The organism is Flavobacterium fontis, assembly GCF_900129405.1.
Classification (GTDB): domain Bacteria; phylum Bacteroidota; class Bacteroidia; order Flavobacteriales; family Flavobacteriaceae; genus Flavobacterium; species Flavobacterium fontis.
In genome coordinates this window covers 101,755-121,254 of the sequence record NZ_FQVQ01000001.1, presented here as the reverse complement: position 1 = coordinate 121,254, position 19,500 = coordinate 101,755, and the positions used below count along the sequence as shown (strand labels likewise).

Genomic DNA, 19,500 nt, shown 5'->3' with positions numbered 1-19,500 from the left:
ACTATTAAAGCATCCTATTAAAAAAATAATACCCATGATTAAAAAAATTTTGTTAACCGTAGTATTCCTTGTTGGATTGGGATTTACCGGTTGCGACCTTTCTGAAGATGAACCCATTTACATCCAGGTTTCAGCGGTTTCAGAAGTAACCAACCCAGACCAATATGCCAAAGACAGCATCACAGAAATTCCGGTGAAATTTAAGTTGCCCAGTCAATGTCATGTTTTCCGTAAATTTTACTACGAATCCCATGATTTTGATCGAGTCGTTGCCATTGAAAGTCTTAAAAGTGGTAACAACGCGTGTCCTGCAGATGAAGAATTGTACACGGCTACTTTGCGATTTAAACCAACCACTTTGGGTACCTATCACTTTAAATTTTGGTTGGGCGAAGATGCACAAGGGGTAGACCAGTACATAGAATTTGATGCTGTAGTGGATCACTAAAATGAAACCGATTGGAGTTAGAACAAATCATACAAGGATGTCAAAAAAAAGACATTCAAGCGCAAGAACAATTGTACCGGCGGTATGCGGGTAAAATGTTTGCGGTTTGTTTGAAATATGTTCCCAATCGTGATGAAGCCCAAGACTATTTTCAAGAAGGGTTTTTGTTGGTCTTTGATAAAATTGCGCAATACGAATTCAAAGGTTCCTTCGACGGATGGTTGCATCGGGTTTTTGTAAACTACTTGTTGCAACAATTTCGAAAAAAAAACTACTTAAATGTAGTGGATGAAAATATCCCCGACGAAGTCGAAGTGGAAATTGATGAGGGAATCCCGCCCGAGTTTTTATTTCGTATCGTGCAAGAGCTCCCCGAACGCTATCGACTGGTTTTTAACCTGTATGTGTTTGAAGAGTATAGTCACCAAGAGATTGCAGATGCGCTTGGCATTACCGTTGGCACTTCCAAATCCAATTTATCCCGAGCGAAATTAATTTTAAAACAAAAAATCGAACTCCTTACCGGAAGTTCAAAAATGCCCAAACTACAATGAAACATCCACACGAATTCAAAAAGCGATTTCAAGAGTCCCTCGAGGACTTCGAGGTGCAGCCCGACGAAGCGTTGTGGTTGAACATCAAAGATAAACTGCAGGAGAAAAAGAAACGCCGCGTGATTCCCATTTGGTGGTTCTATAGCGGTGTTGCTGCTGCTTTTTTGGTCGGACTCTTTCTCCGTGCACCATTTTGGAATACCGTTGCTCCTAGCGTTCCCGCTACGAACCCAACCGTTGTTAAGGAAACTTCCAAAGGGAATGCTACTTCACACACAGAATCAAATGGCGCTACGTCTTCGAAAAGTGCAAGAGACAACGAAGCGGTAGCTACCCTACCCGGTGCGGCTACAACGTCCGGCTATTCTACTGAGGTCCCTCCTTATGTTTCCGTAAATAGCAAGGGAAATACAACGAAAAAAGCGGTTGCATTGTCTTCAAAAAAAGAACAAAAAAACAACGGATTTAGCGGGCAAGTAAATACCCCGTTGGGAAGTCCGCAAGACGCTGTTGGGACCCGCAATGCCATTACCCCAAACAATAACAACAGTACCGTTATCCCTGAAAAGCAAGAACTTCCTCAAACCGTTCCTGCTTCGGATACTGAACGATTGGCATTGCATACGGAGAAGACATTGCTTCCCGACACTACCAACCCTGTGACCCCCGCTGTCACTCCCTCACCTATTGTTTCCAATACCCCTTTACATACGGCCAAAGACAGCACTGCTGTTGCCGAAAAATCGAAAAATGCGTTGGAAGAATTGCTACATGAAAAAGAAAAGAAAACCTTTTCCGAACCGAAACTAAATAGGTGGCTAGTTGGCACACAGCTCGCCCCTATTTACTTCAGTTCGTTATCGCAAGGCTCTCCTCTAGATCCATCCTTAACGGAGAATGAAAAGCGATATACCGCAGAGAATTTCAGTTATGGTGTGGGTGTTGGCTATGCTTTAAACAACAAACTCACCCTTCGCTCGGGTGTCAACATGGTTCGTTTAGGGTATGAAACCGATGGTATTATGTACTATATGCGTCCCGAAGTTAGCAGTCGCATTCAAAACATATCGTTAAATCCTGTTGGTGCAACTATTGTTATTGAAAGTCTTAACAACGTTCGACAATACAACCGAATGATGGAAATGTTTGAAGGGTCGATCGTACAACGCACGGGGTATTTAGAAATCCCTGTGGAATTGGCGTACCAATTTGGATCCAAAAAATGGGGATTGCAAGTCTTAGGCGGTATGAGTACGTTTGTTTTGAATCAAAACGAAATCTATTTACAATCTAATACGCTGAATCTCCTTATTGGAGAAGCGACCAACCTCAACCCAGTTCACTTTAGTGGTAACCTAGGTTTGGGCATGCATTACCGCTTTTTCAAAAATTGGCAAGCACGGATTGAACCCACATTCAAATACCAATTTAATCCCTACCGTAGTGATGCTGGAAATTTCAGACCTTACCTCATGGGATTGTATACGGGTGTGATGTATACCTTCTAAGGGCATCGTAGTTATTAATTTAGTTAAGTGGTGTTACTCCTCTCCGGAGGGTAACAAAAAAGAGTGTCTCGGCCGGACACTCTTTTTGTTTGCGTTAAGGATTGCAGTGGAAATCCCGGCGCCGTAGTTTACGGAGGTGCCGGATTGCAACGGAAAGCCTGACCCCAGAAGTATGGAGGGGGAACGCCCTATTGATGAGCTTGCAAATCGCTTAAAATGAGTTGTCGCGCTCGATCTTTGAGCTCTTTTTTTGCCTCTAAAGGCAGCCCTTTTGTTTCTATAAAAGGATGGATTTTAACCCGCATTTTCCCGGGGCTACCGCTAAAAAAGGTATAGGAAAAACGCTCTTTATTGTCAAAAAATGTAATCGGAACAATGGGAATTTGGTGTTCAATAGCCAAACGGAAAGCACCGTCTTTAAATTCGTCCAATAGCACGCTTTCATCGGGGACGCCGCCTTCGGGAAATATACAAATACTCAAGCCCATATTCAAACGGCGTTGCGCGCGTTCGTAGACCGCCATCCGACTCTTTTGGTTGCCGCGATCGACCAAAATACTGGTTCGCTTGTAAAAAAAGCCAAACAAAGGAATCTTTGCCAACTCTTTTTTTCCTACAAAAACGAAAGGATTACGAACCGTGGCTAACATCAGCATAATGTCGGTCATTGAGGTGTGGTTGGCAATAAACATATAACTTTTACCTGGTTCAGGCTCTTGCATGCTTGTAACTTTATAGCGAAATCCCATGCCCAATAAAATGCATCGGGCCCAAATTTGAGCCAACCTAAAAAAATAGGGGTACCAACGTTCTTTTAAAATAGAAACCACTAAAAACGGGAATAATACCAAAATCGGTATCGCGACAAGAAGGTAAAACCAAATCCGATAAAGGGTCCAAAAAATTATTTTAAACGCACGCATAGCCCCAAAAATAAAGCAATTTTAGTTTACATTTGCGACACAATTGAAAAACTATGGCAAAAATTCTAACGGGCATACAAAGTACGGGCACGCCTCATTTGGGCAATCTTTTGGGCGCTATACTTCCAGCCATTGAAATGTCGCAAACCCCGGGTAATGAAACGTTTTTGTTTATCGCCGACTTGCATTCGGTTACCCAAATCAAAGACGGGGAAACCTTGCGGGCAAATACCTACAGCACCGCGGCCGTGTGGTTGGCGTGTGGATTGGACACCGACAAAGTGATTTTTTACCGCCAAAGCGATGTGCCACAAACGGCAGAATTGTCGTGGTATTTGAGTTGTTTTTTTCCTTTTCAACGCCTTACTTTGGCGCATTCGTTCAAGGATAAAGCCGATCGTTTGGAAGATGTCAATGCGGGATTGTTTACCTATCCTATGTTGATGGCTGCCGATATTTTATTGTATGATGCCGAATTTGTGCCGGTGGGAAAAGATCAATTGCAACATCTAGAAATTACGCGTGATGTGGCGGCACGTTTTAACCACCAAATGGGAGAAACCTTTGTGCTCCCCGAAGCGACCATAAACGAAGAAACGCAATACATTCCGGGTACCGACGGTCATAAAATGAGTAAATCTCGCGACAATACCATTACCATTTTTGTAGACGACAAAGCGTTGCGCAAGCAAATCATGCGTATCGAAACCGATAGTACACCGCTTGAAGAACCGAAGAATCCCGATACTTGCAAAGTATTTGCCTTATACAAATTATTGGGTGATGCCGCTCAAGTGGCTCAAATGCGGCAAAATTATGAAGGAGGCAATTATGGGTACGGCCATGCGAAGCAAGCCTTGTTTGAATTGATTTGTGAAAAATTCAAAACCGAACGCGAGCGCTACGAATACTATATGAATCATTTGGAAGAAGTCGATGCCTTTTTAGCAAAAGGAGCCAGCAAAGCAAGCGCCATTGCTGAGGGTGTTTTGCAACGAGTTCGCCAAAAACTTGGATTTGAATAACACCAAAGACCTGAATTTTAAAACTTCAGGTCTTTTTTTATTTTATCGTAGCTGCATCTTTAATTTCCTCCAAAGTGGCATTGGACTCTTGGGTAATAACCTCAACTTGGCCCTTTTCTTCTCGTATCACAATAGGTCCTTCAAAACGACAATCTTCCTTTATTAACGCTTTTGCATTGGGTGCCAAGATGCTAAATCGGAATTCTACTTCTGAATGATTTCCAATAAAATAATGCCGTGAAGGATCTTGAAAAGAGGCTAAATTGCGCCCTACATAAAAATTTAAAATGCGCTTGTTATAATCACTAGTATTCAATTCAAAAGATTCTTTGGCCTTGATATAATAGGCTTTTGCAGGCATTTTGATGCTATCGTAAACAATGACATTTTCCAAGACGATGACATCATAGTTGGATTTGTTTTTAATCCGTTGAAAACGCTCATTTCCTGATGAACTCACTTGATCATTGTAAAAGGTAGTAAACGGATTACTCCCCGTAACCAAACGATCTTTGGGTTTGACCTGCGTAATTTTTGACGGATCAAATTGGGTTAAAAACACTTGAAAACTGTCAATTTTAAAGCGCATTTGCGTGTAATACCGATCGAGCTTTACCCCCGAAGAATCTACGGTTAACCCTTCCAGTTCGATGGGAGGCACATTGGAATCACGGTCACATCGATTGGATACAACGGCTATTTTAAATAAGATGAAAACAATGACAAAAAAAACGCGCCAATTAAACCCGGAGGTCGATTGAGAAGTGGTGTTTGGATTTCCAAAAACAACATCACGATTGTTTAGCAAGGTTTCCTCCAGCTCCTCATCAAAAGGTTTATACGACGCCATGGCCACCATCACCGTATCGGCAGACGAATGCGTTTTGTTGTTGAAGGCATCGACAACGATATTTAAAAGCGTCTGAATTTTATCATCCAATTCTGGCGTGGTGAAAAAATTAAGAAATCGGTAAAAACTACTCGTTTTTATATAGGCAATCCGTGCGGTATCGGTGCGTGAATTTTGAAATTGACTTATTGCAAAATCGATTTTCTGGGTACATTTTCGCAAAATCCGTTGCTGAAGCTCCTCGGGAAAAAAAGCGTGATAAGCCATTAATTTTAGGAGGTCTTCAAACTTGTTTTCGGCCATTTTTTGCTCTATCGCCAAGGCCAAATCATCCAACAAATAGGCTTGAATTAAAGCCTGAATTGCCTCAAAATCTGTGGGGGTTTCGACAGCTGTAAAATGAGTGTTTGGATAAGAGGTTCCCGCCCATAAATTATACAATTCGGGCTGTTGGGTGAGGATGTAAAAAGCCTCTGGATAACGGCGAAGCGCTTCGATCAAATAAGCCGCTACATTGGCATCAATAGACGCATCCAGTCGCTTGGCGATATTGATTTGCTTTTCGATACGAATGATGTCGTTTTCCGAAATAGTTCGTAATGACGCGGAATCGAGAGCGAGAGTTTCATACAAACGAATAATATTCATTGCGGCTGGAATTAAATGCGAAAAGCAAAAATAGGATAATCGTGGATTTATCAGAATTGATAGTCGACAAAAAAACAATAAATTGTATCTTGCTGACTGAAAATAGTACGCTATGGAAGCCTTAATCAATCAATTTTTTGAAATCGAAAAAAAATCTTTAGAGCATCAACTCCCCCACTTTGAGCGCAACTTTAATCGTATCCATCATGAATTCACCGAAATGGGTTACAAAATCGTAAATCCCTTGGGGCAACCGTATGATGAACGCGACACGGCGCTGGAAGCCAATTTAATGCATCCCGGAGCCAAAAAAATTACCAAAGTCCTCAAACCCATCATCTATCGCGAAGAGGCCAACGGGTATGTATTGATTCAAAAAGGGGTGGTAATCGTAGAATAAATCAACATGAGTAATATCAATTTTGGAATCGACTTGGGCACAACCAACTCGGCCATAGCCCGGTATGAAAACGGGAAAATAACCTTGTATAAAAATCCAGTAGGGTTCAAAGATACCCTGCCCTCGGTGGTATCCTTTCGAAAAGGCCGCATTCAAATTGGCGACAAAGCCCGCGAATTGATGCTCACCCAATCGGACAATGTCTTTGCCTCCTTCAAAAGAAAAATGGGCTCCGACAGTACATTCACAGTACCCGATTGGGAAAACCCGTTGACACCTGTCGATCTATCTTCTATGGTGTTGAAAGAGTTGGTCAATTTTACCCAACCCGAACAACCCAAGGCAGCCGTAATTACCATTCCTGCTTCCTTTGATACCATTCAAACCAACGCTACCAAAAAAGCGGGGTACTTGGCGGGCTTTGACGAAGTGGTTTTATTGCAAGAACCTATCGCTGCTTGTTTGGCCTATTCCAACAGTCAATCGTTGGATTTGACCGAGGTGCAACATTGGTTGGTGTACGATTTTGGAGGCGGTACTTTTGATGTCGCCTTGGTACGTATCGACCATCGGGAATTGAAAGTATTGGACCACAAAGGCAATAATTTTTTGGGAGGTGTTGATTTGGATAATCTTTTGGTTGAAAAAATTATTTGCCCCAAAATAGAACAGGCAACAGGACAAACCCAACTGTGGAGAAGAATGCTCTCGGGTGAAGAGGCCGATTGCAAAAAACTCTATTTCGAGTTGTTGTTTAAAGCAGAAGAAGCCAAAAAAGAACTTTCGATAAAAACGCAAACCGCGATAGAATTGGACATTCCTTTTTGGGATGCTTTTCTCGATATTGACCTGAGTCGCGTAGAATTGGAGTCAGTGCTTCGGGATAAATTTGAAGAATCCTATCAACTCACCGAAGGCTTGCTGGCAGATAATGCGATGCCTTTTTCGGCGATCAACCGAATTATCTTGGTGGGCGGTACTACCTATATTCCGTATATCCGAGAGCAATTGGGTTTGCGCAGCGGTATTCCTGTTGATACCCATGTCGACCCAACAACAGCCGTGGTCATTGGAGCAGCTTATTATGCTGGTGCCAAACCGATGGAGCGTAAAGAAGTTACCGCAGCTCCTAGCACAACTCCGCAAAATGAACCCGCTGTTGAAATCGTTTTTGAACCCCACTCCAAAGACGCCGAGGAGCTGATTGCTGTTTTGATTCAATCGCCTTTTCAGGGCTTTTATCGTCTTACAAGGGCCGACGGCGGATTTGACACGGGCGTACTTCGAGCGAGTTCAAAAATTACCGAATTTGTACCGTTGTTGGAAAAAGCCACCAACCAATTTACGCTCTATCTGTTGGATGAACACCAAAATATAGTGTATCAAAATACATCCATTGCTATCACCAACGGACTCTATAACATCATGGGGCAACCGTTACCCAATGACATTTGTTTGGAAGTGGATGAAGAAGCTGGAAAAACATTTATGGAACGGATTTTTAAAAAAAATGACATCCTGCCCTTAAAAAAAACCGTGTACAAAACCACGTCCAAAAATATTCTAAAAAACTCCGACGAAAAGTTAATCATCAATATCGTCGAAGGCAATGCCGGAGGGATGATTGGAAGCAACCTCAGTATTGGATACATTGAAATTACAGGTAAAAACCTTCCCATGGATTTGATTAAAGGAATGGATATCGAACTTCATTTCAAAATCTCTGAATCCCGTGATTTAAGCGTTAGTGTTTACATTGGCGCTTTGGATTTAGAAATCAATGAAGTCTTCAACCCACATCAACGACACGTCGCATTGGATAAAGTGGCCCTTGAAATCAATGCGGTAATACAAGAAATTGAAGCTGAAATGAACGACTCCGAAGATGAGGAAAACTTTACCTATTTGGCGCAACTCAAGCGTATCAAAGACCATCTCATCGTGCTACACCAAGAAGCGCTAGAGGGAGCCTTTGACCAATCGACCGATCGGAAATACCAACTCGATGAAATGAAACGGTTGACCATTCAAGCCTATGATGATTTGGTACGTCACAAACATGTTTTGCTAGAAATCGAAGAATACCATAGGACGCGAGAAGCGTTAGAAAGCTATTTGGAAGTGGCCACACCCAAACAAAAGGAAGAATTTGAAAAAATTATCCGTAATGAAAAGGAGGTTTTACAATCGAACAATAAATACATGATTCGTCAAAAAACAAAAGCTTTGGATGATTTGTACGACAGTATTTATATGAAGCAAGACCAGCGTTTCTACAATGCTTTTTATTACTACCGCTTCTTGGATGAAAACGAGTACACGGATACCCATAAATTCATGAAACTGGTCGCTTTGGGCGAAACGGCGATTGAACGCGAGAATATTCCAGAACTGAAAGCTATTTGTTATCAATTGTGGGATTTGTTACGCGTAAAACCGAAATCGCGGGACGAATGGGAAAACTTCGATGGCGATTTGGGATTAAAATAATTACACCGCTTCAAACCATTTGCCCGGTAAAGGACGCACTACGCCTTTGAGTTCCATGTTCAACAAAAGCATCGACACTTTGGAAACAGGAAATTGACCGTGTAAGGCCAATTCATCCAAAAGCATTTTGCCCTGCTGTTGTAACATCGTGTACAGCTGCTGTTCTTCGGTTGTTAATTCAACAAACAATTGTTTTTGAACCCCACGCGAGTTGGATTTTGGTTCCAACTCCCAGTTCAAATGGTACATTAAATCGGCAGCACTATTGAGCAAATGGGCACGCTGAGTTTTGATCAAGGTGTTACAGCCTTGACTAAATCGATCGGTACAACGCCCCGGAACCGCAAACACCTCCCGATTGTATTCGTTGGCCCAATGCGCGGTTATTAGCGAACCTCCTTTTTCGGCGCTTTCGATAACAATAGTGGCCTCCGACATCCCTGCAACGATACGATTTCGGCGTACAAAATTTTCCCGATCGGGATTGGCATCACTGCGAAACTCTGTCAAGAATCCGCCGCACGCTTCCATTCGTGAACGATACTTCTTGTGGGGCTTGGGATACATTTGATTGAGTCCATGCGCCAGTACACCAATCGTTTGAAGCCCCAACTCCATAGCCGTTCGATGCGCCACAATATCCACACCATAAGCAAAACCACTAACAATAACGGGGTTAAGAGGCGCCAAATCCTCCAATAATTTTCGGGTAAAATCAATACCATACGGTGTAATTTCTCGGGTTCCCACGATGCTAATCATCCGTTGGGGATTCAAATCCATTTGACCGGATCCAAACAATAAGACAGGACCATCGTAACAATGCTTAAGTCGTTCGGGATAATCCGTATCCATAAAATAATGCGCCGTATAGCCTTTTTGTTCCAAAAAAAGAAACTCATTTTCGGCTTTTACAAACAAATCGGGATGCTTAAACTGGCGCGCTACTTGAGAACTAAGTCCCTCTATGGCAGCAATGTGACGTGGTTTTGCATGAAAAACTTCGGCAGCCGAACCGAAACGTTGAATGAGTTTTTTGGCTAAAACGGAACCGATTCCGTCGACCTGAAGCAAGGCCAAGGTGGCAATTAAATCTGTATGGCGCATAAATTAAATTTGAACGACAAAAGTATAAAAAGGATTTGAAAAATGTTAACAAAGTTTGTTGATAAAATTTTGTTAGCGTTCCGAATTCTTTAAATTTGCCTTTATGAAGATTGAACCATATATCGCGCAGTTGCTGTACCGTTACCAATGTGTTACGGTGCCGGGATTGGGTGCCTTTCTTACGGAAACCCAGTCCGCTCAATGGCATGGGGCCGCTCAAACCTTTTTTCCGCCCAAAAAAGTAATTTCTTTTAATGCGTATTTAAAAAATAACGATGGCCTGTTGGCAAATCATATTGCGCAAACCGAGAAAATTCCCTACGAAGTGGCTGTAAACGGAATTGAACACGCCGTACACGAGTGGAAAATGCGCCTTCAAGACGTGGGAACTATTGCGTTACGTAATATTGGTGAACTTCGCTACACATCCGATAAAAATGTGGTCTTCACGCCCCAAGAACAAGTCAATTATTTAACCGAAGCTTTCGGACTCAGTCCGGTAATTTCACCCGCTGTACAACGGGAAGTCCTTGTGCATTTGGATGCTGTAGCGCCAGAAACCGCTGCAGAGGAAATACCCGTGATTCCATTGGGCACTGAAAAAACAAGCGCGCCGTGGTTAAAATATGCCGCCATCTTTGTTTTCGGCGCGGGACTTTTAGGCTCGGGAGGTTATTTTGGTAACCAATACTACGAAAAACAAGTGCAAGAAGCTACTTTGGCCGTACAACAAAAAGTACAAAGCCAAGTGCAGCAAAAAATTGCAAACGCTACATTTTTATTAGACAACCCTATAGAAACGCTTCCCGCTGTATCCTTGACGGTGCAGCAAGAAAAACTTCCCTACCATGTTGTGGCTGGCGCTTTTCGTTTGGAAGCCAATGCCGATCGGGTGTTGTATGAATTAAAGAAATTAGGTTTCCCCGCACGAAAAATAGGGCCTAATAAACACGGACTTTATCCTGTTTTGTATGGCAGTTATGCCCGATACAGTGACGCCCGAAATCAAATGGAAACGGTACAAAAATCCCATAACCCAGAAGCTTGGGTACTGATTGAAGAATTGTAATAAATCCCATTTTTTGGGATTTTTTTTGCTTTTTACCCTACCTCAGACCTTGGTGGTTTTAGTACCTTTGCGGCAAAATTCATCCTATGACACCAAAATATCCTGCCGATTCGTTAACCGTTTTAACCGATTTAGTGCTTCCCAGTGAAACCAATCCGTTGAATAACTTATTTGGAGGCGAACTCTTGGCGCGTATGGATCGAGCGGCAAGTATTGCTGCCCGGCGACACTCCCGTCGTATCGTGGTGACGGCCTCGGTTAACCATGTGGCCTTTAATCGCTCGATTCCTTTGGGCAGTGTGGTCACCATCGAAGCCAAGGTATCGCGTGCCTTTACTTCATCGATGGAGATTTACCTTGATGTGTGGATTGAAGATCGAGAGTCTGGAATTCGCACCAAAGCCAACGAAGCGATTTATACCTTTGTGGCCGTAGACGAAATGGGAAATCCCGTACCCGTACCGCCTTTGGAACCTCAAACTGAGGAAGAACAAGCCCGCTTTGCTGCCGCATTACGCCGAAAACAATTGAGCTTAGTCTTGGCCGGAAAAATGAAAGCCAATGATGCAACCGAATTAAAAGCGTTATTCACTGAAAATTAATTTTTTGTGTTTGCTTAGAATTTACTATTTTTCGCAAAAAGTAACTTTGTGAAAAATCGTATTGCACTCCTATTCGCCCTATGCACCCTTACTTCCTTTGCGCAAAAAAATCTTGACCCTACTCCGGAAGAAGTTAGCAAAGCCAAAGTTTTACGTGAAAAATACAACAAAGACGATATTGCCGTGTTGAGCAGTGTTGATGAAGTGCGTTTTGATTTCAATAATCGGGAGGAAAAAGTGACGGTACAAATTGACACCAAGGAACAGCTCATGAATATCAACCATCGCGCGGTAATTCAGAAATACGAGTTTTACGACAGCGAATCGTCTATCAATGATTTTTCATTTAAATTTAGAAATGATAAAAAAGCGCTTTTCTATGTCAATGATGAACTCTATAAAGATTCCGATTTATTTTACAATGATGCCCGAGTAAAATACAGCACGTTAGATTTCCCCGTTCAAGGCTACACCTATTTTTATGAATTGACCAAAAATTACCGCGATGTCAAATACTGCACCACGTTTTATTTTCAAGATGAATTTCCTGTAGTTTACAAAAAAATCATATTTACGGTTCCCAATTGGCTTGACGTTGAATTGAAAGAATTTAATTTCAACGGATTTGCCATCCAAAAAAGTGTGGTCAAACAAGACGACGAAACCATCTATACGTACCGGTTAGAAAATGCCCCCGCTTTATTCAAAGAAGAAGACAGTCCGGGACGAACCTACTTGTATCCTCATATCATGGTCATTGCCAAAGGCTACCAAAAAAACAATAAAAAAACAACGTTGTTTCAATCGCATGAAGACCTTTACCGCTGGTATGCCTCGCTGGTGGGACTGATGAAAAATGACCCCGCGGCTTTAAAAGCTAAGGTGACCGAATTGACCCAAAAAGCCACCACCGATGAAGCCAAAATCAAAGCCATTTACTATTGGGTTCAAGACAACATTCGATACATTGCTTTTGAAGACGGTATAGCGGGTTTTAAACCCGATGAAGCCCAAAATGTATTTGAAAAAAGGTATGGCGATTGTAAAGGAATGGCCAATTTGATCAAAGAAATGTTGGTGCTGGCTGGATTTGATGCCCGACTTACATGGATTGGCACCAAACATATCGCCTATGATTATAATACGCCCTCCTTGGCCGTGGACAACCACATGATTTGTACGGTTTTTTACAAAGGGAAACGACTCTTTTTGGATGGCACCGAAAAATACAATGCCTTGGGAGAGTATGCCGAACGCATTCAAAACAAAGAAGTAATGATTGAAGACGGCGCCAAGTGCATTATCGATAAGGTTCCTTTGGGTTCGGCCGCAGCCAATAAAGAACTTTTTACAGCGCATCTCACCTTGGACGGTGACCGCATGAAAGGGGCCGCAAATCGTTCGTATTTGGGAGAAAGTAGGGTGTACTTTCAAAACGTATATAATCATTTTGAAAGCAATAAAAAGAAGGAATTACTCGACAATTATCTGGCGCGCCAAAACAAAAACATCAAAGTGGATGGCGTGAAAACATCTAATTTAGAAGCGCGTGAAGAAAAACTCACCATCGATTACACGCTGGATATTGCCAATAAAGTTTCTTCATTTGACAATGAGATTTACATTGACTTGGATTTTTTGAATGAATACAAAGGGTTTCAGTTAACCGACCGAAAAACCGATTATGAATTTGATTATAAAACCCATTATGAATCGCATATTCACCTCACCCTCCCTGCCGGGTACAAAGTGACAAAGATGCCCGAAAACATCATAGAAAACACCCCCAACTATGAGGTTAGTCTTACCTATACCTTGGAAGGCAATGTTTTGGTCTATAAAAAGAAATTTTCATTTAAAAATGCCGTACTAAAAACAAGTGATTTTGAGCCCTGGCGTGCCCTTCAAAAACGTATCGTCGAAGCCTATAATACCCAAGTAATATTAACCCAATAACAATTCCATGAAATTAAAATGCATTGGCTGGTTGCTGTTATGCTGCACCGCCTTAAGTTGGGGACAAACCGCCGACGAAGTTCGTCAAATGATGTGGGGTCCTGGAGACAAACACCAAAAAGCAACTACTTTTCCCGAAAAATGGAACAATGAATCGGCCGTGATTTTGTACAAAAACGAAGTGTACGATTACCATAAATTTGGAACGAATGTTACTTACACCCGTTCGATTCGCAAACGCATTAAGCTCTTGGATGCTGCTGCGGTAAAGGAATTTTCGGAATTCTCGTATAGCACCAAATTTTACTCCAACAAAGCCATGGGGTCTTTTTGGCGCAGAGGGTCTAATTTTATTGGTGTTCGCATCATCAAACCCGACGGAAAAACGCTGGACATCGATGCCGATAAAGAAGCTAAAGAGGTCAATAATGAGAAAAAACTTGCTATTCCTAACTTGGAAATCGGCGACATTATCGATTTTTATTTTTACTCTGTAGAACCTTTTAAATCGGTATACGATTATACCTTTGAGGCGGTAGAAACCCCGTTGGGCGATGTGTATCCAACCGTTGATTTAAAAATAACATTACGCACCGAAAACGACTTTTTTGTCAACTTCAACACCTATAACGGCGCACCCGATTTAAAGGAAATTCCCACCGGAAAAAGCAATGATCGGTTGTATGAATTAACGGCTAGTGATCTCGCCAAAAACGAATTCCCCCGCTGGTTTTACCCGCTAAACGAACTCCCTTGTTACAAATTTCAAGTGATTTTCGCCCGCTCTGGAAAATTCGAACGGTTGTCGGATGGCTTTTTGTCGGAAAAAGAAAGTATCATTAAAAAAACGGTCGCCAAAGAGGATATTTTTAACTACTACAATGAAAAATTCTATCCCGAAGGCGATATGGGACCCATCAATAAATTCCTGAAAGACAAAACTTTTGCCTCCGATGAAGAAAAAATACGAGCCGTATATTACTTCTGTCGTCATGAATTTTTTACCCGATACTTTGAAGGATTCGCCGTCAACGATGCCAATATCATGTATCCTTGGGGCCTCTATAGTAATGTCATTTTCTTTCGCAATGAAGTGCCTTTCGTAAATTACTTTATGCAGTTTTTGAAGCGCCAAGAAATCAGTTTCGACATTATCATTGCCACCCCGCGCTACAACGGATCTATCGACGATTTACTAATTCAAGAAAACGTGCGCAAACTGATTCGCGTAAACACCAAAACTCCGGTGTATTTAGAATATTTTAATCCCTACACCGGAGCCGATCAAATTAGTTACACCATCGAAAACTCAAAAGCGTATGTGTTGGAAATTGTAAAAGGCAAACGAGTGACCGATGCTTCTACCGTTACCTTACCGTCAAGTACCTACAAAGACAACCTTTCCAAAATCAAAACGCAAGTATCTTTGGTCGATTTCAACGGCTATAAGGTTACACGCGATGCCGCTTATTATGGCCATTTGAAAGAGTCGGAACAAGAAGACAAATTGCGCTTTTACGATTTTGTATACGAAGATTACGAAAAATACGGAACGCCCAAACTCATGGAATTGGTGCGCAACAATCGCCAACGAACCCAATACACAAAAGAATTGGAATCGCTGATTTTGAAAATGAAGGAAAAACAAAAGGAAAATTTTGAAGCCAATGTCGAAGGCGAATACGATGTTAAGGTTGACGACTATGCTTTCTCCCTCAAAAATACGGGGCGTTTTGGTAAAGACAACCCTTTGGAAGTAAACGAAACCTTTACCATCAATGCCAACTACGTCAAAAAAGCAGGAGACAAATACCTCCTAGAATTAGGGCGTTTCCTCACCTCTCAGATTGAAATTGACAAAAAAGAAATCGAGCGCAAAAACAATATTTATATGGGATTCCCCCGCTCGTTTGAAAACGAAATTATTTTCACCATTCCCGAAGGGTACAGCGTTTCGGGCTTAGATAAATTGAATAAAAAGGTTGAAAACGAAACCGGAGGATTTACGTCCACCGCCGAAGTACAAGGCAATCAATTGGTGATTAAAACCTTGAAATACTATAAAAATTACTACGAACCCAACAGCAACTGGAACAAAATGATTCAGTTTCTCGACGCCGCGTACCAGTTCACTCAAGAAAAGGTCTTGTTGAAAAAGAATTAAACCCAGATTGCGTAGTAAAATTTCGTTATGAGGGTTAAACATCTTTAAATCAGCTTATTAATTTTAAAAAAGCATAGCCTTAGCTAGGGTTGAAAAAAGAAATAAATAGCTGATTTGAAAAGATATAGCTCGGAATAGATTTTTTACTGCGTAATCTGGGTTAAAGCAAAGCGCTCTTCGGGGCGCTTTTTTTATACGGCAGCAAGAACGTTTTGCCCCGATACACACGCGGTCCCGTCATCCGTTTCAATCTGCTCCGCTACGCTCCACAGGATTTCCACTGCTACCGGGGCTGTATCGCCGTTTCTACTTTCAATAGAAGAATAAAAGAAAGCTTTCTTTACCGCCGCAACCTATCGTTTTAACCACGGCGAAGGATTGACATAACTCGCGTTCTGTGAAATCATAAACCGCAATACCGCCTTGCCGTCAGCGTCGGTTTTTACACGACCCAACGATTGCTTGGCACTTACATTTTCACCTTCGGTAACCGATACCGAACTCAAGTTGTGGTAGATGGTAAAATAATCCCCGTGCTTGATCAAAACGGCAAATTTATTTCCAATCTTCTGAATTTGAGCTACCTCACCCTTGAAAACAGCGCGAACATTAGCGTTGGCATCCGTTGTAATATCAATACCACTGTTATGCACCACAAGCGATTTGTACACGGGATGCGGTTGGTCGCCAAACCCGAGACTAATTACCCCGCGCTCCACAGGCCAGGGCAGACTTCCGCGGTTGGCCTTGAAATTGTCGGAAATAATTTTTCCTTCGGGCGTCAACACGATTTTGGTTGACGACTCAATTTTTTTGGTTTCCGCAGCGGTGGTGGTTTTCGGATTGGCTTTGGCTTTGGCCGCCGCCGCTTTCCGGTTGGCTTCGGCAATGGCTTCCCGAATTAATTTTTGAATTTGAGCGTCAATCTTGCGCGACTCTTGCTCTTTTTTGCGAATTTCAGCAGCCAATTGTTTTTTGTTCTTCTTGAGACTGTTGGCTAATTTCTCTTGCTCTTGGCGTTCTTTTTCTAAATCTTCGCGTTGTTTTTGTTGCTCAGCCAAAAGAACTTCTTTTTCCTCTTTTTGTTTGTTGAGTTCCGTATAATGGTTGGCCAATTTATCGGTTTTGTCTTTGATTTCTTGTCCTTGCATTTTCCGATACCCCGCATATTGCTTCATATATTGCAAGCGTTTGTAAGCCTGAGTAAAATTTTCTGAAGACAATAAAAACATGGCTCGGCTGTGCTGGGAGCGGCTTTTATAGGATTTGAGAATCATTTCGGCATAATCCTTTTTCAAAACGTCCAACTCTTTTTTCAAGCGATTAATTTCAAGCTGATTCAGGTAAATATTGTCGTTGAGAATCTTGGTCTGCTTGGTCGTCGTGTTAATCAACTTTTCTTTCAGCCCTATCTTTTCCTTTTGGATGTCCAATAACTTGGTCACCGATTTTTCTTTAGAACGCACTTCTTGCAATTGGCGTTCTTTTTCGATGATCTCTTGTTGCAATTTGGCTTTGCGCTGTTCAAGCTCTTCTTGAGTGAGCTGAGCCGTTGCCAAAACCGTGCATAACAACGCGATAAGAGTACTAAACTTGTGCGACATGGGCTTACTTCTTTTCAATTTCTATACGTTCAAATCCTTCAGGTACTTGATACGGAAACGTGAGCTCCTCGTTGAAGTTAACGTTTTTATATTCCACATCAATGAGGGTTTTTTGCTCTTGCAAACGAGCTTCCAACAGCATTTGCAAGGGTAAAAACTTTTCATTGGTTTTGCTGTAATCGGGATACGTGACTTGTAAGGCGCGATCCAATTGAGGCTGGTTAATTTCTTGCTTTTTGATCAAATAATTATCGCCTTCCAAATAGAACGATTTATCGATACCATCGGTTTCAAGCGCTTGCAATCGGTACCATTTATCCGCAATAGACACCTTGTATTTGCCTTTGGAAAAATCATCGATGGATTTGCCCAAAAACAGACTTTGTATTTTGAAAAAATCCAAATCAGTGCCCAACCAACGGCTGAGTGAAGAGTAATCCCCTTCAAAATACTTGTTCCCAATTTTATCGTAATACCGCACCGACTCGGGAGTAATCAAGGCTTTGGCCATAGTAATTCCAAGCACACGAATGATAACCATGATTTTTTCATTCTTTTTCATTCGAATTTCGGCCATCACATTTTGCGACTGGTTGGCGTCTTCAAACTTGGCAGACGCTTTGATGTTTAGGGTCGTAAAATCAAGGGCGTTGACATTGTACTTATCAATGATTTGTATCGCTGGAATCTCATTGGTCACTGCAGCACTTTCGGCGATAGCCACAGCTTTGGATTTACACGAGGTCAATCCGAGCAACAAACTCGCGCTGAGAAAATAAAAAGGATATAAAATCGAACGTTGCATTAGCGTCTTTTGGTTTTTTCTAAAAGCTGATTGGCTTTTTCAAAGTATTCATTTTTCTTTTTTGTATCACCCAAACCGGCACAAGCCTCTCCCAATTGTAGCGTAAAATTGATTTCCAAAACCACATCATCGACAATAAAATCAAGACCTGCTTCGAGTATTTCTTTTGCTTTTTTAAACTGCTGTTGTTGGTTAAAGGCCAACCCCCGGAAATAGTACAGCTGTGGCTGCGTTGGAAAAAGCTCTAATTGTTCTTCCGACAACCGCCCTACTTGATCAAACTGTAAATGATCGGTGTAGGCTTGAAGCAAAAGCAAAATACCTTCCATATCATCTGGATGCGCGCGGTGGTGCATTTCGTAATACTTTATGGCTTTGGGCGCGTTTTTCTTCGCTTGGTAAAACTTTCCAATTTCTTTGGCGACAAGGACGGTTTTGTCGTTATCAAAATAAGCAATGGCTCGATCCAGCTCGTTTTCGTAGTGGGGATTATTTTTGGTAAAAATCAAAAACTCGTTAAGGATACGATGCTTGATTTTTTTATCAATTTTATCCGAAGCCAAAACGATATGCATCGATTTTACCGCTTTATCGCCTTCGTTAGCGTTCAAATGGTATTTAAACAAACTCACTTGGGCCCACTCCGAGGTAGGAATCTCCTTCTCCAATTGACGAGCCACCTCAAGCGCTTTTTCTTCTTGGTTACTTTGTGAATAGAGGTAAATCAAAGCGATATAGTTGGCTTCATCTTTGGGGAACTTTTTGATTTTTTCAACCAAATCGTTCTTCTCCGGCCCTTGGAATTTGGCGTCTTGAAGAATTTGCGCTTTATACAACTCGCGTTTTTCTGATTTCCCTACTGTTGCATTTAAGCGGTTGATTAAGTCCAAGGCTTTGTCGTATTGCTGTGTCAACATATACAGCGAACACAAGTCCTCACGGTAATCGGCTTTGAATTCAATCAGTTTCTCTACGATGCCAATGGCGCGGTTATAGTCTTTGGTATCGTAACACACATCATACATTCCCGCCCAAGCCCAACGGTTATTGGGATCCATTTCGGTGACTTTTTTAAACATATCAAAAGCCTCCGGATAGCGTTTCATAAAATAGAGGTTCTTGCCTTTTTCAAAATACACGACGGCATTGTCGGGTTGAATTTTTTCACATTGATTCAACGCTTCGATAGCCTTGTCGTAATTCTCAATTCCTTTTTGTTTCAACGCTTCATAATAATGGTTTTGAAACGCATCGGGGACCAATGCGGTATCCTCAGGCTCTTGTGCCCAAAGCGCGCTGGAAACCAAAAGTGTCCATAAACCACTATAAAGAAATCGTTGTCTCATA

General features: G+C 41.9%; 16 protein-coding genes. 10 read left to right on the top strand and 6 right to left on the bottom strand.

Annotation, left to right across the window (positions count from 1 at the left end; translation table 11 throughout):
• Positions 1–34 precede the first annotated feature (34 nt).
• Genes BUC17_RS00565 through BUC17_RS00555 form a run of 3 tightly spaced genes read left to right on the top strand, consistent with a single transcriptional unit; the run spans position 35 to position 2,510 of the window.
• Positions 35–448 (top strand): hypothetical protein, encoded by a 414-nt coding sequence (locus BUC17_RS00565; RefSeq protein WP_073360367.1) that lies wholly within the window; start codon positions 35–37, stop codon positions 446–448.
• 11 nt (positions 449–459) lie between these two features.
• Complete coding sequence (locus BUC17_RS00560; RefSeq protein ID WP_073360365.1) at positions 460–1,002, top strand: RNA polymerase sigma factor; 543 nt, start codon at positions 460–462, stop codon at positions 1,000–1,002.
• Positions 999–2,510 carry an outer membrane beta-barrel protein gene (locus BUC17_RS00555; RefSeq protein WP_073360363.1) on the top strand — a complete coding sequence of 504 codons (1,512 nt, stop codon included), beginning with the start codon at positions 999–1,001 and terminating at the stop codon, positions 2,508–2,510. The genes BUC17_RS00560 and BUC17_RS00555 overlap by 4 nt, the downstream gene beginning before the upstream one ends.
• A 188-nt stretch (positions 2,511–2,698) precedes the next feature.
• Here BUC17_RS00555 and BUC17_RS00550 read toward each other — a convergent pair whose 3' ends face one another.
• Complete coding sequence (locus tag BUC17_RS00550; RefSeq protein WP_073360361.1) at positions 2,699–3,433, bottom strand: lysophospholipid acyltransferase family protein; 735 nt, start codon at positions 3,431–3,433, stop codon at positions 2,699–2,701.
• A gap of 53 nt (positions 3,434–3,486) precedes the next feature.
• Between BUC17_RS00550 and trpS the strand changes: the two genes are divergently transcribed.
• The gene (gene trpS, locus BUC17_RS00545; RefSeq protein WP_073360359.1) at positions 3,487–4,458 is read left to right on the top strand and encodes a tryptophan--tRNA ligase; all 972 of its coding nucleotides are present in this window, start codon (positions 3,487–3,489) and stop codon (positions 4,456–4,458) included.
• A gap of 37 nt (positions 4,459–4,495) precedes the next feature.
• Here trpS and BUC17_RS00540 read toward each other — a convergent pair whose 3' ends face one another.
• Positions 4,496–5,956 (bottom strand): hypothetical protein, encoded by a 1,461-nt coding sequence (locus tag BUC17_RS00540; protein WP_073360356.1) that lies wholly within the window; start codon positions 5,954–5,956, stop codon positions 4,496–4,498.
• A 112-nt stretch (positions 5,957–6,068) separates the two neighbouring features.
• Between BUC17_RS00540 and BUC17_RS00535 the strand changes: the two genes are divergently transcribed.
• Positions 6,069–6,356: a hypothetical protein gene (locus BUC17_RS00535; RefSeq protein WP_073360354.1), complete on the top strand. Its 288-nt coding sequence runs from the start codon at positions 6,069–6,071 to the stop codon at positions 6,354–6,356.
• A gap of 6 nt (positions 6,357–6,362) precedes the next feature.
• Positions 6,363–8,846 (top strand): Hsp70 family protein, encoded by a 2,484-nt coding sequence (locus tag BUC17_RS00530; RefSeq protein ID WP_073360352.1) that lies wholly within the window; start codon positions 6,363–6,365, stop codon positions 8,844–8,846.
• Here the strand turns inward: BUC17_RS00530 and dprA are convergent, their stop codons facing one another.
• The gene (dprA, locus tag BUC17_RS00525; RefSeq protein WP_073360350.1) at positions 8,847–9,953 is read right to left on the bottom strand and encodes a DNA-processing protein DprA; all 1,107 of its coding nucleotides are present in this window, start codon (positions 9,951–9,953) and stop codon (positions 8,847–8,849) included.
• A 103-nt stretch (positions 9,954–10,056) separates the two neighbouring features.
• Between dprA and BUC17_RS00520 the strand changes: the two genes are divergently transcribed.
• The 4 genes from BUC17_RS00520 (at position 10,057) to BUC17_RS00505 (ending at position 15,744) form a co-directional block, all read left to right on the top strand.
• The gene (locus tag BUC17_RS00520; RefSeq protein WP_073360348.1) at positions 10,057–11,022 is read left to right on the top strand and encodes an HU domain-containing protein; all 966 of its coding nucleotides are present in this window, start codon (positions 10,057–10,059) and stop codon (positions 11,020–11,022) included.
• Positions 11,023–11,108: 86 nt separating this feature from the next.
• Complete coding sequence (locus tag BUC17_RS00515; RefSeq protein ID WP_073360346.1) at positions 11,109–11,624, top strand: acyl-CoA thioesterase; 516 nt, start codon at positions 11,109–11,111, stop codon at positions 11,622–11,624.
• Positions 11,625–11,672: 48 nt separating this feature from the next.
• Positions 11,673–13,580 carry a transglutaminase-like domain-containing protein gene (locus BUC17_RS00510; RefSeq protein ID WP_073360344.1) on the top strand — a complete coding sequence of 636 codons (1,908 nt, stop codon included), beginning with the start codon at positions 11,673–11,675 and terminating at the stop codon, positions 13,578–13,580.
• A gap of 7 nt (positions 13,581–13,587) precedes the next feature.
• Positions 13,588–15,744 (top strand): DUF3857 domain-containing protein, encoded by a 2,157-nt coding sequence (locus BUC17_RS00505; RefSeq protein WP_073360342.1) that lies wholly within the window; start codon positions 13,588–13,590, stop codon positions 15,742–15,744.
• A gap of 353 nt (positions 15,745–16,097) precedes the next feature.
• Here the strand turns inward: BUC17_RS00505 and BUC17_RS00500 are convergent, their stop codons facing one another.
• Genes BUC17_RS00500 through BUC17_RS00490 form a run of 3 tightly spaced genes read right to left on the bottom strand, consistent with a single transcriptional unit; the run spans position 16,098 to position 19,499 of the window.
• Positions 16,098–17,348 (bottom strand): murein hydrolase activator EnvC family protein, encoded by a 1,251-nt coding sequence (locus tag BUC17_RS00500; protein ID WP_073360341.1) that lies wholly within the window; start codon positions 17,346–17,348, stop codon positions 16,098–16,100.
• A 4-nt stretch (positions 17,349–17,352) separates the two neighbouring features.
• On the bottom strand, positions 17,353–18,153 hold the full coding sequence (locus BUC17_RS00495) for a lipoprotein insertase outer membrane protein LolB1 (RefSeq protein ID WP_073360339.1): 801 nt from the start codon (positions 18,151–18,153) through the stop codon (positions 17,353–17,355).
• Positions 18,153–19,499, bottom strand: a complete 1,347-nt coding sequence (locus tag BUC17_RS00490) for a tetratricopeptide repeat protein (RefSeq protein WP_073360337.1) — start codon at positions 19,497–19,499, stop codon at positions 18,153–18,155. Before BUC17_RS00490 ends, BUC17_RS00495 begins: the two co-directional genes overlap by 1 nt.
• Position 19,500: the final 1 nt, after the last annotated feature.

Coding starts and splice junctions, on each gene's coding strand:
- BUC17_RS00565 (WP_073360367.1), top strand. CDS start 35: ATGATTAAAAAAATTTTGTTAACCGTAGTATTCCTTGTTGGATTGGGA.
- BUC17_RS00555 (WP_073360363.1), top strand. CDS start 999: ATGAAACATCCACACGAATTCAAAAAGCGATTTCAAGAGTCCCTCGAG.
- BUC17_RS00550 (WP_073360361.1), bottom strand. CDS start 3,433: ATGCGTGCGTTTAAAATAATTTTTTGGACCCTTTATCGGATTTGGTTT.
- trpS (WP_073360359.1), top strand. CDS start 3,487: ATGGCAAAAATTCTAACGGGCATACAAAGTACGGGCACGCCTCATTTG.
- BUC17_RS00540 (WP_073360356.1), bottom strand. CDS start 5,956: ATGAATATTATTCGTTTGTATGAAACTCTCGCTCTCGATTCCGCGTCA.
- BUC17_RS00535 (WP_073360354.1), top strand. CDS start 6,069: ATGGAAGCCTTAATCAATCAATTTTTTGAAATCGAAAAAAAATCTTTA.
- BUC17_RS00530 (WP_073360352.1), top strand. CDS start 6,363: ATGAGTAATATCAATTTTGGAATCGACTTGGGCACAACCAACTCGGCC.
- dprA (WP_073360350.1), bottom strand. CDS start 9,953: ATGCGCCATACAGATTTAATTGCCACCTTGGCCTTGCTTCAGGTCGAC.
- BUC17_RS00520 (WP_073360348.1), top strand. CDS start 10,057: ATGAAGATTGAACCATATATCGCGCAGTTGCTGTACCGTTACCAATGT.
- BUC17_RS00515 (WP_073360346.1), top strand. CDS start 11,109: ATGACACCAAAATATCCTGCCGATTCGTTAACCGTTTTAACCGATTTA.
- BUC17_RS00505 (WP_073360342.1), top strand. CDS start 13,588: ATGAAATTAAAATGCATTGGCTGGTTGCTGTTATGCTGCACCGCCTTA.
- BUC17_RS00500 (WP_073360341.1), bottom strand. CDS start 17,348: ATGTCGCACAAGTTTAGTACTCTTATCGCGTTGTTATGCACGGTTTTG.
- BUC17_RS00495 (WP_073360339.1), bottom strand. CDS start 18,153: ATGCAACGTTCGATTTTATATCCTTTTTATTTTCTCAGCGCGAGTTTG.
- BUC17_RS00490 (WP_073360337.1), bottom strand. CDS start 19,499: ATGAGACAACGATTTCTTTATAGTGGTTTATGGACACTTTTGGTTTCC.